Annotated in this window: 7 protein-coding genes; 4 read left to right on the top strand and 3 right to left on the bottom strand. The window is 65.4% G+C overall.

The genetic code is table 11. The annotated features are described in order from the left end of the window. The first annotated feature begins 162 nt into the window (after positions 1 to 162). Both ASF04_RS11620 and ASF04_RS11615 read left to right on the top strand, forming a co-directional pair. Entirely contained in the window at positions 163 to 1,875 is a 1,713-nt protein-coding gene (locus ASF04_RS11620) for a methyl-accepting chemotaxis protein (RefSeq protein ID WP_056141402.1), read from the top strand. Between the two features lie 107 nt (positions 1,876 to 1,982). Beyond that, on the top strand, positions 1,983 to 4,061 hold the full coding sequence (locus ASF04_RS11615; RefSeq protein ID WP_056141399.1) for a TonB-dependent siderophore receptor: 2,079 nt from the start codon (positions 1,983 to 1,985) through the stop codon (positions 4,059 to 4,061). On the opposite strand, the gene ASF04_RS11610 is transcribed toward ASF04_RS11615, so the two are convergent. Together ASF04_RS11610 and ASF04_RS28490 are read right to left on the bottom strand one after the other, a co-directional pair. Further along, a complete protein-coding gene (locus tag ASF04_RS11610) occupies positions 4,058 to 7,117 on the bottom strand; it encodes a diguanylate cyclase (RefSeq protein ID WP_229205020.1) in 3,060 nt (1,019 codons plus the stop codon). The genes ASF04_RS11615 and ASF04_RS11610 overlap by 4 nt on opposite strands. 426 nt (positions 7,118 to 7,543) lie before the next feature. Further along, on the bottom strand, positions 7,544 to 7,678 hold the full coding sequence (locus tag ASF04_RS28490; protein ID WP_255360911.1) for a hypothetical protein: 135 nt from the start codon (positions 7,676 to 7,678) through the stop codon (positions 7,544 to 7,546). On the opposite strand from ASF04_RS28490, the gene ASF04_RS11605 reads away from it, so the two are divergent. Both ASF04_RS11605 and ASF04_RS11600 read left to right on the top strand, forming a co-directional pair. Then, on the top strand, positions 7,672 to 9,270 hold the full coding sequence (locus ASF04_RS11605) for a DEAD/DEAH box helicase (RefSeq protein ID WP_373922133.1): 1,599 nt from the start codon (positions 7,672 to 7,674) through the stop codon (positions 9,268 to 9,270). The two genes, ASF04_RS28490 and ASF04_RS11605, sit on opposite strands and share 7 nt — an antisense overlap. A gap of 125 nt (positions 9,271 to 9,395) precedes the next feature. Then, the gene (locus ASF04_RS11600) at positions 9,396 to 11,435 is read left to right on the top strand and encodes an acyltransferase family protein (protein WP_056141394.1); all 2,040 of its coding nucleotides are present in this window, start codon (positions 9,396 to 9,398) and stop codon (positions 11,433 to 11,435) included. Positions 11,436 to 11,454: 19 nt separating this feature from the next. Here the strand turns inward: ASF04_RS11600 and ASF04_RS11595 are convergent, their stop codons facing one another. Next, complete coding sequence (locus ASF04_RS11595) at positions 11,455 to 13,518, bottom strand: hypothetical protein (RefSeq protein WP_056141391.1); 2,064 nt, start codon at positions 13,516 to 13,518, stop codon at positions 11,455 to 11,457. Between the last annotated feature and the right edge of the window lie 4 nt (positions 13,519 to 13,522).

The raw sequence follows: 13,522 nt of genomic DNA, 5'->3' as shown, positions 1-13,522 counted from the left end.
CAAAAGCGGCGCCCCGTCACCCGGGCGCCGCTTTTTTATGTGCAACATTTACTCGATATCATGAGCTCTGTTGCTGCATAGATACAAGCATCGGATGGTGCTGGCGAGCGACCAGTGGTCGCTGCATACTGGGAACCCCGTGTATGTTCCCAGGAGCGCGCCGTGAAATGGTTTTATGACTTGAAGATTGCCACCAAGTTGCTGGTCTCGTTTGGCGTGGTGTTGTTGCTGACCTTGTTCATGGGCGTCAGTTCCATCCTGTCCACGGCGCGCGTCAACCAGGCGTCCAGCGACCTGGCCGAGAACTGGATGCCGAGCGTGCGCATGGCGATGGAGCTGCGCAGCGATGTCAGCGACCTGCGCCGCTGGGAGCTGTCGCACCTGCTCAACGACGAGGCCGGCTTGTATGCCGATTACAACCAGCGCATCGCCACCACGCTGGCCGCCATCAAGACGCACCGCGAGGCCTACGAAAAACTGATCAGCAGCCCCGAGGAAAAAGCGCTGGTAGCCACCTTCGACCAGAACTGGACCGCCTACCTGGCCGAGCATACCAAGATGATCGCGCTATCGGCCGCCGGCGACAAGGAGGCGGCGCGGGCGCTGTCGCGCGGCGCGTCGGCCAAGGTGCTGGGGGCGCTGACCGACGTCACGGGCCAGCTGGTCAAACTCAATATCGACGGCGGCGACGCTGCCAGCGATGCCGCGACCGCTACCTACAACACGGCGCGCGTCACGTCGATCGTGCTGTTGGCACTGAATATCGGCATCGGCCTGGCATTGGCCGTGGCGGTGGCGCGTATCGTCTCGGCGCCGCTGCGCGAAGCGGTGTCGGCCGCGTCCGCCGTGGCTGAAGGCGACCTCACGCGCGACATTGCCGTCAAGTCGTCGTGCGAGACGGGGCAGCTGATGCAGGCGCTCAAAACCATGACCGAAAACCTGCAGGCGCTGGTGGCGCAGGTGCGCAGCGGCACCGACCTGATCGCTACCGCCTCGGCGGAAATTGCCAGCGGCAACCAGGACCTCTCCTCGCGCACCGAGGAGCAGGCCAGTTCGCTGGAAGAAACCGCCTCGTCGATGGAAGAGCTGACCAGCACCGTCAAGCAGAACGCCGACAATGCGCGCCAGGCCAACCAGCTGGCGCAGTCGGCCTCCGGTATCGCCACCCGGGGCGGCGAAGTGGTGGGGCAGGTGGTGGGCACCATGGCCTCGATCAACGAATCGTCGCGCAAGATCGAGGACATCATTTCGGTGATCGACGGCATCGCTTTTCAAACCAACATCCTGGCGCTGAACGCGGCCGTGGAAGCTGCGCGGGCCGGCGAGCAGGGCCGGGGCTTCGCGGTGGTGGCGGGCGAAGTGCGCAACCTGGCGCACCGTTCGGCTGCTGCCGCCAAGGACATCAAGCAACTGATTTCCGACTCGGTGCAAAAAGTGGAGGCCGGCTCGGAACTGGTCAACCAGGCCGGCACCACGATGAGCGAGATCGTCACCAGCATCACCCGCGTGACCGACATCATGGCCGAGATTTCGTCCGCCAGTAACGAGCAGAGCGACGGCATCGAGCAGGTCAACACGGCGATTACCCAGATGGACCAGGTCACCCAGCAAAATGCCGCGCTGGTGGAAGAGTCGGCCGCTGCGGCCGAATCGCTGCAAAACCAGGCGGCGCAGCTGAGCGACGTGGTCAGCGTGTTCAAGATCCACGCATCGAGCACGCGCGCGGCGGTAGCGCCCACGCCTGCCCGGCGCGCGGTGGCGACATCGGCACCCGCCAAGGTTGCGCCACGCCTGGCCACTGCGGCTGCGTCCAGGCCTGCGCCGAAAAAGCCCGCGAAGCAAACGGTGGAAGGCGACGAGTGGGAAACCTTTTAACAAGGTGACCAACCGGATGTAACAGCTTGTTATCCGTTCTGATAGATTGCAAATGATAATCATTCTCGATTATAGTGCTGCAACTTTCAAAACCGATACGGAGCACCATGTTACGTCCCCTCAAGCCCTGGCTGGCCCTCGGCCTGCTGTCCGCCACGCCATTGGTCCACGCGCAAGATGGTGCCGCCGGTGACGTCGCCCTGCCACAAGTAAACGTGGTGGCCGAGCGCAGCGCCGCCTACAACACCGGCGCCAGCCGGGGCGCCACCCGCACCGATACGCCGCTGCGCGAAGTGCCGCAATCGGTGCGCGTGGTCAACATCGAGCAGCTCGAGGACCTGGGCGCCATGCGCCTGGCCGATACCGTCGATTTCGTCAGCGGCATTTCGCGGCTGAACGATTTTGGCGGTACCTGGGACAACTTCGGCATCCGCGGCTTTTCCAGCACCGACATGGGTTTCCTGGTCAACGGCGTTCCCGGCGCGCGCGGCTATAATCCGCCGCGCGACACTGCCACTGTCGAGCGCTTCGAATTCCTCAAGGGGCCGGCCGGCGCGATTTACGGCAGCAGCGAGCCGGGCGGCACCATCAACATCGTCACCAAGAAGCCGGCATTTACCGCGCGCCGCGTGGCCGAGGTGGGCTTCAACGATCGCGGCCTGCGCCGCGCCACGGTGGACACCACCGGGCCATTGAGTTCCACTGTCGCTTACCGCCTGAACCTGATGACGGAGGAGGGCGATCCGCGCTCGGCGCTGCTGCATAACAAGCGCATGCTGGTGGCGCCCGCGCTGACCTGGCAGATCGACCCGCGCACCACGCTCAACTACGAAGCGGAAATTCTCAAATCCGACACCCCGCTCGACCGCGGCGTGATCAATGTGCGCGGCCAGCTGGGCCTGCTGCCGCGCGACCGCATCCTCAATGAGCCGACCGACAAAAACATGCGCCTCTCCAGCAAGACCCAGCAACTGACGCTGGACCGGGTGCTGGCCGACGGCTGGCGCGCGCGCCTGGGCGCGAGCTACAAGGAAAGCACATTCGAAGGCGACTACACGGAAGCGACGTCGCTGGCGGCGGACAACCGCACCCTGAACCGCCAGGCCACCTGGCGCACGCTGCCATCGCGCGATACCTCGGTCAACGGCGAGCTGGAAGGCAAGTTTGCCACCGGCGGCCTGGACCATACGCTGCTGGTCGGCGCCGAAGCTTCGCGCCTGTGGATGAACATGGAAATCCTGCGCTCGGCCAACACGCCAATCGATATCTACGCACCGGTGTACGGCCGCGCGGCCGGACCGTTGACCTCGCTCACCACGAGCTCGGACGAACGCCAGCGCGTGAAAGCCGTGTTCGCCCAGGACCAGGTCAGCCTGTCGGCACAATGGAAACTGCTGGCCGGCCTGCGCTGGGACGAGTACAGCCAGGATCTGGTCAACCGCGTGGCCCGCAGCCAGTTGCAGCGCAAGCAGAGCGCGGTGTCGCCGCGCGCGGGCGTCACGTACCTGCCCAATAGCTGGAGTTCGCTGTATCTGTCGGCCGGCAAATCGTTCCGTGGCAATACCGGCATCGACGTCAACGGCAACGCTTTCGACCCGCAAAAATCGCGTTCCTACGAAGCGGGCTGGAAGCTGCAAAGCGCTGACCAGCGCCTGGGCGCCACCGTCGCCGTGTACGACATCACCAAGACCAATGTGCTTACGGCCAGCGATGTGCCGGGCTTTTCGGTGGCGGCGGGCGAAGTGAAAAGCAGCGGCGTGGAAGCGGACGTGACCGGGCAGTTTGGCCGTCACTGGCGCGTGAGCGGCAACGCCGCCTACGACGACGCCCGTGTCACCCGCGACCGCACCCTGGCGGCCGGCACGCGCCTGATGAACGTGCCGAAATGGAGCGCCGGCCTGCTGGCGATCCGCGAAGACCGCCTGCCTGACGGCAGCCGCTACGGCGTGGGCGGCGGCGTCAACCATGTGGGCGAGCGTTCTGGCAACAATGCCGACACCTACTCGCTGCCGTCGTACACGACCGCGCGCCTGCTCGGCTACTGGCAGGTGACCCGGCAGGTCAAGCTGTCGCTCGACGTGCTCAACCTGTTCAACCGCACGTATTACACGTCGTCGTGGGCCGGCCTGTACGTTACGCCCGGCGCCGAGCGCAGCGTGGCGGCCAGGGTCAGAGTCGAGCTTTAATTTGCCAGCAAGGCCATGTTGCGCCCGCGCTGCTTGGCCTTGTACAACGCCCGGTCCGCCATTTCCACCAGCATGTCCGGCGAGTTGTCGTCGCCCGGCACCAGCACTGCCACCCCGATGCTGATCGTCAGCATGCCGAACGGCGACTGCTCGTGCGGCAACTGGCGCCGCGCCAGCTCGGCGCACATCGACTGCGCCGCCTCGAAGGCATCGGCCGCACCGGTATCGGCCGCCAGCAGGGCGAATTCTTCGCCGCCATAGCGGGCCGCGATGTCGGTGGCGCGCCGGCCGTGGTGGGTGATCAGGTCGGCCACGGCGCGCAAGGCGGCGTCGCCGGCCTGGTGGCCGTAATGGTCGTTGTATTTTTTAAAGAAATCGACGTCGAGCATCGACAGCGCCACCGGCTGCCCGGTGCGTGCGGCGCGGCGCCATTCGGCCGCCAGCGCCAGGTCGAAGCCGCGCCGGTTGACTACGCCGGTCAGGCCGTCGGTGGTGCTGAGCGCAGCGAGCTTGCGGTTCGATTCCTCCAGTTCGGCCGTGCGCGCCGCCACCACTTTTTCAAGCTGCACCTGGTGGCGCGTCAGGCGGTCGATGCGGATCCGGTACAGCAGCGCCAACGTGAACACCACCAGCGCCACGCCCAGCATGCGGAACCACCAGCGCTGCCAGAACGGCGGCGTAATGGTCACGCGCAAGGTGGCCGGTTCCTCGTTCCATACGCCCAGGTGGTTGGCAGCCTTGACCCGGAACACATAGTGGCCCGGGTTGAGGTTGGTGTAGCTGGCACTGCGGTGGGCGGCATCGGTGTGCACCCATTCTCGGTCGAAACCCTGCAACTGGTAGGCGTAGCGGTTCTGGCCGGGGTCGGTGTAGTGGAGTGCGGCGAATTCGATCGAAAACACCGACGCTTCCGACGACAGGGTCAGCGCGGTGGGCGCGGTGACCGGCCCTTCGGCCTTGACGTCGGCGCGCGGCTTGCCGTTTTGCAGCGAATGGTTGAACACCGTGATATCGGTAATGGCCACCTGCGGCGGCACCGAACTGCTGCGCACTTTCGATGGTGTGACCGCTGTCATGCCGTGTACGCCGCCAAAGTACAGCGTGCCATCGGCGCCGCGCGCGGACGAGTTGACGGTGAACCCTTCGGTCAGGCCATCGGCGGCGGTAAACAGGCTGACCTTGCCTGTTTCCGGGTCGAGGCGGAACAGGCCGGCCAGCGTGCTGCACCAGATATTGCCATCAAGGTCGTGTTCGATGGCGAGGATTTTTTGCGCCCGCATGGCCGCCGCGTACGAGGTGAAACGCACCTTGCCGCCGGCCTCGAACACGGCCAGGTTCAACCCCTTGCTGGTGCCGATCCAGATGCGGCCCCTGGCGTCCTCGTGCAGGCTGACGATGTTGTTGTCGCTGATGCTGGTGGCGTCGGCCTGGTCGTGGCGGAAGTGGCGGAAGATGCCGGTGGCGGGATCGAGCCAGTCGAGGCCGCCACCATTCCATTCCGAGCCCACCCACACCCGGCCGCTGCTGTCTTCCAGCACGGCGGAGGCGCCGTCCACGCTGCGGCTGGCGTGGTCCTGCGGGTCGTTGTAATAGATCTTGCGGGCATCGGTAGCCGGATCGTAGCGGATCAGGCTGTTGCCGGTGGCCAGCCACAGCGCGCCGCCCGCGCCGGGTGCGATGAGGTTGATGTAGTCGCTGGCGGTGTTGCCGAAGTGGATGGACTGGAATGTGCCGTCCGCGTGGTCGAGCCGGTTGAGGCCGTTCGAAGTGCCCAGCCACAGCGGTCCCTTGCCATCGTCCTGCTGGTACATGCTGTACACGATGGAGTGGCTCAGATTGCCCGGGGTCCGGTCATCGGCCTGCCAGGTCTTGACGACCGTGCGGGTGCCGGGGTCGTACAAGCTCATGCCCACATTGCCACCCAGCCAGAGCCGGCCCGCGGGCGCCCGTGACAGGCTCAGCAGCGCATTGCTGGCCGGCGCGGCACGGCGGTCGATGCGAAATGGCACGTGGCGCGTAAAGCCTTCGCTGCTGAGATTGGCCAGCGCAATGCCATCGGTAAACGAGGCGATCCACAACATGCCGCCCCGGTCCTGCATCACGGCGCGCAAGTTGTCGCCGGGCAGGCTGTACGGATCGTCGGCAGCATGGACAAACTGGTCGAAGGCGCCGCGTTCCCGGTTCCAGCGCAGCAATCCCGCCGACAGGGTGGTCGCCCACAACCGGCCCTGGTTGTCGAGGTTGAAGTCGGTGATGCGGCTGGCGGGCGAGGGCACGGCTGTGCGCGTGCTCCATTCGCGCTTGCCATCCCAGTGCACCACGCCGGCCTCGGTACCGATCCACAACTCGCCGTTGCGATCGAATTGCAGCGCACGCACGATATTGACGCGGGCATCGGCGCGGACCGCCGGATCCACTTGGTGGTGGCGGAAGCTGGCGGCGCCCGGCGCCAGGTAGTCGAGTCCGCCGGGCCAGGTGGCGGCCCAGACGCCGCCGCCGGCATCGAGCGCCAGCGCGTTGAGGTCGTTGCTGGCCAGGCTGCCGGGATCTTTGGCATCGTGGGCATACACGGTGAACTTGCCGGTGTCCGGATGGTAGTGCTGCAAGCCGCCCCAGCTGGCTATCCACATACCGCCGCGGCCGTCGGCAATGATGCGCTTGATGATGCGATGGTTGTTGGGCCCCTTGGCTGGCGCCATCACCGTAAAGTTGTTGGTGTCCGGATTGAAGCGCGCCAGGCCGTTCTGGGTGCCGGCCCAGATGCGGCCCTTGGCGTCTTCGTAAATGGCCGAGACACGGTCGTGCGGCAGGCTGTGCGGATCGGCGGGGTTGTGGGCATAGCGTACCGCCTGGTAACCGTTGTAGCGGTAGAGGCCGTTGGTATGGGTGCCGACCCAGACATAACCCTGGCGGTCCTGCAGCAGTGCCAGCATCGATGGTTCGTCCCCGCCCAGCGGTCCCAGCTTCTTGAAACGCAGCGACGGCGTGACCGCCTCCGGAGAAATCGGCCAGTCCGCTGCCAGCACCGGAGCGAACGGAATCGACAGCAAGATCAAGCAGGACAGCAACAGGCGGCAAAGCAGCGCGAAGGCTGGGCGCAAGGAGGGCAAAGCGGACGAAGGGAGCGCGGGCATGGTGGAGTTTTCGAGGCGCCGGTCAACGCCGTCCGGCAGGAGGAGAGTAATGGATTATTTATAATTCTATGGTTTGGTTGGCATTATACATGCCATTGATGCAATTATTTCTGGATAATAGTCAGTGTTTTCGCGCACTTGCCGCTTTTTAGGGTATAGTTTACGGTGCTGCCTGCCGTGTATAGAGCGCCGCCACCGCACCCGTCCCTTTTCCCCGGTGCGGATTCTGTTGTTTATTGAAGAAAGCTGGTTGTCCCCCAGGGGCCGGCCCACACACTATGTCCGAATCCGAGATCACTACCCCGTCTGTTGACGTCCCGTCTGCCCCCAATGCACCTGCTGCACCAGTCACGCCAGCAGCACCAGCAACTTCTGCAGCACCAGCAGTACCCGCAGCACCAGTAGTGCCTGTGGCAACAGCAGCACCGGTGGAACCAGTCGTACCTGTGGCCCCCGCACCTGCGCAACCAGCACCCGTGGCATCTGCAGCACCTGCGGCGCTAGCACCAGCACCGGTAGCCTCTGCTGCGCCCGCAGCCGAGGCGGTTGCCGTCGCAGCGGTGCCGGTTGCCCCAGTTGTACCAGCCGCTCCGGCTGCGCCAGCCGCACCGGTAGCGCCGGTCGCCAGCGTGCGCTTTGCCGACTTTGGCCTGTCGCCGCTGATCCAGCGCGCGCTCGACGAAGCCGGTTACGAGCATCCGACGCCGATCCAGGCTGAGGCGATTCCCGTGCTGCTGCAAGGACGCGATGTCATGGGCGCGGCCCAGACCGGCACCGGCAAGACCGCCAGTTTCTCGCTGCCCATCATCCAGATGCTGCTGGCCAACGCCAGCCACAGCACCTCGCCGGCGCGCCACCCGGTGCGCGCGCTGATCCTCACGCCTACCCGCGAACTGGCGGTGCAGGTGGCCGATAACGTCAAGGCCTACGCCAAGCACACGCCGCTGCGCTCCACCGTGGTATTCGGCGGCATGGACATGAAGCCGCAAACGGCGCTGCTCAAGGCCGGCGTGGAAATCGTCATCGCCACTCCTGGCCGCCTGCTCGACCATATCGAGCAAAAGAATATCAGCCTGTCGCAAGTGCAAATGCTGGTCATGGACGAAGCCGACCGCATGCTGGACATGGGTTTCCTGCCGGACTTGCAGCGCATCATCAACTTGCTGCCGAAGCAGCGCCAGAACCTGATGTTCTCGGCCACGTTCTCGCCAGAAATCAAAAAGCTGGCCAACACCTTCCTCAGCAACCCGATCACCATTGAAGTGGCGCGCAGCAACCAGACCGCCGACAAGGTGACCCAGGTCGTCTACAAGGTCGCGGAGAACCAGAAGCACGCGGTCACCGCGCACATCCTGCGCCAGCGCGAGCTGAAACAGGTGATCATCTTCTCCAACACCAAGATCGGCTGCTCGCGCCTGGCGCGCGAACTCGAGCGCGAAGGCATGAAGGCGGTTGCCATCCACGGCGACAAGACCCAGCAGGAGCGCATGGCCGCACTGGAAGCGTTCAAAAAGGGCGAGACCGACATCCTGGTCGCCACCGACGTGGCCGCCCGTGGCCTCGACATCACCGACCTGCCGTGCGTGATCAACTACGATCTGCCGTATAACGCCGAAGACTACGTCCACCGCATCGGCCGCACCGGCCGCGCCGGCGCTTCCGGCGACGCCATCTCGATCTACTCCGACAAGGACGAGCGCCTGCTGGCCGATATCGAGAAGCTGATCAAGCAAACCATCAAGCGCGGCGAACTGCAAGGCTTCAATCCTGCGCCTGCCTACGGCCCCGCTCCCGCCGGCGAAGAGCGCGGCAACCGTGGCGAGCGCAGTGAACGTGGCGACCGCCATCCGCGCCGCCCGGAAGACAGCAGCCGTGGCCCGGCCAGTCGTCCGACCGACCGCGCCCCGCGCGGCATGGGCATGGCCCCGCGCCGCGACAAGGTCGATCCGTGGTTCCTCAAACCGTACGAACCGGCCCGCAGCACGCTGCCCCCAGCCAGCGCCCCCGCCGGCAATGCCTCGGCCAAGCCCAAGCAAAAACTGGCAGTACTGCTCGGCGGCGTGCCCAAGCAATAAAGCCCAGGCTGTACATCAACCTTAGCGGGTTAGTGAAAATTTCACGACTATATTGCCATTGTGGTTTCGACTACAATGGCTTTTTTTTATGCTTGATCGCTGGAAATTAATCAGCGGTTTGCGTCATGACACCTCATACGTCCTCCCTGCCTGCGGCCTTGCCTTCTTCCCCGGCCACCCCAGCCTCCATGCTGCACCCGGCCTATCGCGCCGATATCGACGGTCTGCGCGCGCTGGCCGTGTTGTCGGTGGTGCTGTACCACGCGTTTCCGGCGCGCTTGCCCGGCGGCTTTGCCGGTGTCGATATTTTCTTTGTCATTTCCGGCTTCCTGATCGGCAGCATCCTGATCGCTGGCGTCGAGCAGGGCAGCTTCCGGTTCGGCGATTTTTATGCGCGCCGGGTGCGCCGGATTTTCCCGGCGCTGATCCTGGTGCTGGCTGCGACCATGCTGTTCGGCTGGTTTGCCCTGTTCCCCGATGAATACAAGATGCTGGGCACCCACGTGCTGGCCGGCGCTGGCTTCGTCTCGAATTTTTTCCTGTGGAGCGAAGTCGGCTACTTCGACACGGCGGCCGAGACCAAGCCACTGCTGCACCTGTGGTCGCTGGGCATCGAAGAACAGTTTTATATTGTCTGGCCGGTGCTGATGTGGCTGGCGTGGCGGCGTGGTGTCAGCGTGCTCAGGCTGGCGTTGGTGGTGCTGGTGCTGTCGTTTGCCATCAACCTGGCCGGCGTCCACAAGTTCCCGAGCGCGACCTTCTATTCGCCGGCCAGCCGGGTGTGGGAAATGTTGTTCGGCACCGTGCTGGCCTACCTGTCGGTGCACCGGATCAGGCTGTTCATCGGTGCGCGCCGGCACGGGCACGATCACGATCACGCCGGCGAACGCACCACGCTGTTCGAGCTGGGCAGCGCACGGGTGCGCAACATGGCGTCGGTCGCCGGGGTGTTGCTGATCATGGCGGCGCTGGCCCTGCTGCGCGCCGACCGCCATTTTCCCGGCGGCTGGGCGCTGTTGCCGGTGCTGGGCGCCACCTTGTTGATCGCGGCCGGACCGCAAGCGCTGTGCAACCGCCTGCTGCTGTCCAATCGGGTGGCCGTCTGGTTAGGCCTGATCAGCTATCCGCTGTACCTGTGGCACTGGCCGCTGCTGGCGTTTGCCCGCATTGTCGAGTCGGGGCTGCCGTCGGCCAAAGTGCGCGTGTGCGCCGTGCTGGCGGCCATGGTGCTGGCGTGGCTGACGTACCGCCTGGTCGAACGGCCGCTGCGCGGCGCCCGCAATGGGCGCATCAAGGTGGCCGTGCTGGCGGCCGCCATGCTGGCGCTGGTGGCGGTGGCTGCTGCCATCTATGCCGGCAATGGCTGGCCGCAGCGCGCCAGCGTGGTCGATAACGCCCTGCAGCAGCAGGACCTGGTAATTGTCGAGGACAAGGCCAACGCGGCCGCCTGCAAGCAGCGCTACGGTTTTGCCTCGCTGTACGAATATTGCCTGCTCGACCAGCCGGCCCGGGACCCGACCGTGCTGCTGATCGGCGACAGCCATGGCTATCACCTGGTGGCCGGATTGACCCGCTACTACCGCTCGCAGGGCGAAAACCTCTGGTACCTGGGCACCCGCACGCCATTCCTGGGCATGCCCGATCGCGGCGACGGCTACCAGAAAGCCACCCCGATGATGCTCAAGCTGGCGCTGGAAACCCCCGGCATCAAGACCGTGATCGTGTCCACCAACGTCAAGCTGTACACCTATAACGCCGACGGTGTGGCGCTGGTGGCTGCCATGCGTGAAACCGTGCGCCAGTTGCTGGCGGCCGGTCGCGAAGTGATCCTGGTCTACGATGTGCCGGCCCTCGACTTCGAGCCGCGCGGCTGCCTGCGGCGGGCCGGCGTGGCCAATTCGCGCACCAACATCGATTGCGCGATGCCGCGCGCCGTGTTCGACCAGAACGTGGCGGCGCACAAGCCGGCATGGGATGCGCTGCTCAGGGAATTCCCGCAAGTACAGGTGTTCGACACCGCCGCGCCATTATGCGACGCCAAGCGCTGCCACGCGATGATCGGCACCACGCTGATGTACCGCGACAACCACCATCTCAGCTATCGCGGCGACCTGTACATGGGCGAATTGTTTGCCCGCCAGCAGCAGGCGCGGCGGGGTAAATAATCAGGCAACAGTCCTGGCTTTATGGCGCGGTCAAGGCGCCGACGGTCAGGCTCACCAGGCCGATGCCGAGCGTCCGTCCATCGCCATTACCGCCACCCAAGGCACTGGGCGCGGTCGGATGCGGTACGTCGAAGACCAGTTCGGTCTGCCGGCCATCGGTATCGATGCGCACGGTGCGCTGGCCGATGGCGCCGGCGAATGCCAGCTCGCGTGTTGCTGTGCCCACGGTCAGCTTGACCGGCGCGCCGGCGTTGGGGCCGAACGCCTGGGCTTCGATGGTCAGCAGCATGTGGCGCGGCAGCGGCTGGGCAAAGCGCACCACGACCTGCCTGCTGTCGGACCAGGTGCCCCACGGCTCGGGCGCCGACAGGCCGGTGACTGTTACCAGGCTGGCGGGCGGCGCGCGCTTGAACGATACCGTGGTGACAATCCGGTCCGCCACCGGCGTGGGCGTCAGTCGCGTGAGCGTGTAATCGGGGGTGACTACCTGTGGCGCCAGGTCCGGCGCCAGCGCGTGTTTGCTCAGCACCACCAGCGTCTCGACCCCGGCGGGCAGCATGCTGGCGTTGATCGCTGCGCCGGGCGGCAATATCAGCACCTGGCTGGCATGGCGGTCCACCTGGAACTGCGCGCGATACAGCAGGGCGGCGTCGTCGCCGGCCAGCAGCATGCGGTCGCGCTGCGCCGGCGTGAATTGCCGGTACATCGCGTGGCCCGCCCGGTCCGCCGGCAGCGGATGGGTGGCCGCCACCAGCAGCATGATGGTCGAAGTAGCGGCGGAATTGATCGCCACCATGGGCAGCAGCACCCAGATAAAGCCCTGGCGGGCCAGCGCCGGGCGCCAGGCCCACACGATGACCAGCAGCAGTTGCACCGTCATCAGGATATAGAAGCCGGTCCTGAATACGCCAAGGTTCGCCAGCTCGGGCGAATCGACGATCGAATGCGGGAAGTGGCTGAACAGGTTCACCATCGCATACGCGATCAGCGCGGCAAATCCCAGCGCCAGCGCGGTACGCAGGCGCTGGCCAAGGTTGGCCGTCAGCAGCGGCGAGGCGGCCAGCATCGGCAGCAGCGGCAGTACGAAGCCGTAATAGCGCAGGTGCAGCCGCGAACCTTCGATGGTGCCGGCCTGGGCAATCGAGGCGGTGAAGGCGACCGTCAGGGCCATGGTGGCGCCCAGGGTAAGCACGGTGTACACCAGGGCGTTGATGCCGGGTTTGCCAGCGGCAGTGCGGGCGGTCGGACTGGTGACAGCAGCGGCCACGGCGACCAGCGGCAACGCCCACATCAGCACCAGCGCCATCGCGTGGCCGTAAAAGTTCCACAGTGCCGGCGGCAGCAGGCGCAGCGGCGAACTGCCGGCGCCGGCATGGCCGCTGTAGAAGCTGCCGATCATGTCGAGCCCGGGCGGTCCGGCCAGCAGCCAGCCCAGTCCCCATTTCACCGCCAGCATGCATGCTGCCATGACCACGGCAGCGAGCAGGCCGGCGGCCGCGCGGCCGTCACGCCAGTTGCGCCAGACCGTGTACAGCATGATGGCCGGCAGCAGGAACAGCGCGTGGACTTTTACCAGGCTCATCAATCCAAGCGCCATCCCGGCCCACACGGCGCCGCGCGCACCGGTGCCGCCAACTTCTCCCAGCATGAGCCAGGTCAGCACCCAGAAGCACAGGAAATACGTGGCCTCGGGCATGAAGAACGAGGTGTAGATATTGGTCGCACCGAGCAGTACCGTCAGCGTGATCATGATTGCGGCCGTGCGACCGGCGAGCGGCAGCGCCACCCGGTACATGAACGGTGCTGCCAGCAGGTACAACACAGTATTGCCGAGGCGCGCGCATTCGAGGAATTCCGGGCCGCACGCATTGGTGGCCCGGAACAGCCACAAGTACAGGTACGACGGCACCATCGCCTCGCCCAGCGGCGCCAGCCGCGAGTAGCGGCTGTAGGCCCACTCGTCGAGGAACACGACCGGGTACAGGCCATGGTTGCGGATCAGCAGGTACAGCAGGATCAATAGCACGCCCAAGGGGAGGGCATAGTGCGACAGGCGCGAGGTGAAGCGGGTATTAGTGCTCATGGAG

Origin of the sequence: Duganella sp. Leaf61 (assembly GCF_001421905.1) — a bacterium.
GTDB lineage: Bacteria > Pseudomonadota > Gammaproteobacteria > Burkholderiales > Burkholderiaceae_D > Rugamonas > Rugamonas zoogloeoides.
The sequence above is the reverse complement of the archived record's forward strand: the minus strand, read 5'-3'. Positions and strand labels throughout refer to the sequence as shown.

What these genes read in the sequence shown, in the direction of transcription:
- ASF04_RS11615 (WP_056141399.1), top strand. Translation starts at nt 1,983, where the DNA reads ATGTTACGTCCCCTCAAGCCCTGGCTGGCCCTCGGCCTGCTGTCCGCC.
- ASF04_RS11600 (WP_056141394.1), top strand. Translation starts at nt 9,396, where the DNA reads ATGACACCTCATACGTCCTCCCTGCCTGCGGCCTTGCCTTCTTCCCCG.
- ASF04_RS11595 (WP_056141391.1), bottom strand. Translation starts at nt 13,518, where the DNA reads ATGAGCACTAATACCCGCTTCACCTCGCGCCTGTCGCACTATGCCCTC.
- ASF04_RS28490 (WP_255360911.1), bottom strand. Translation starts at nt 7,678, where the DNA reads ATGCCACGGGTGCTGGTTGCGCAGGTGCGGGGGCCACAGGTACGACTG.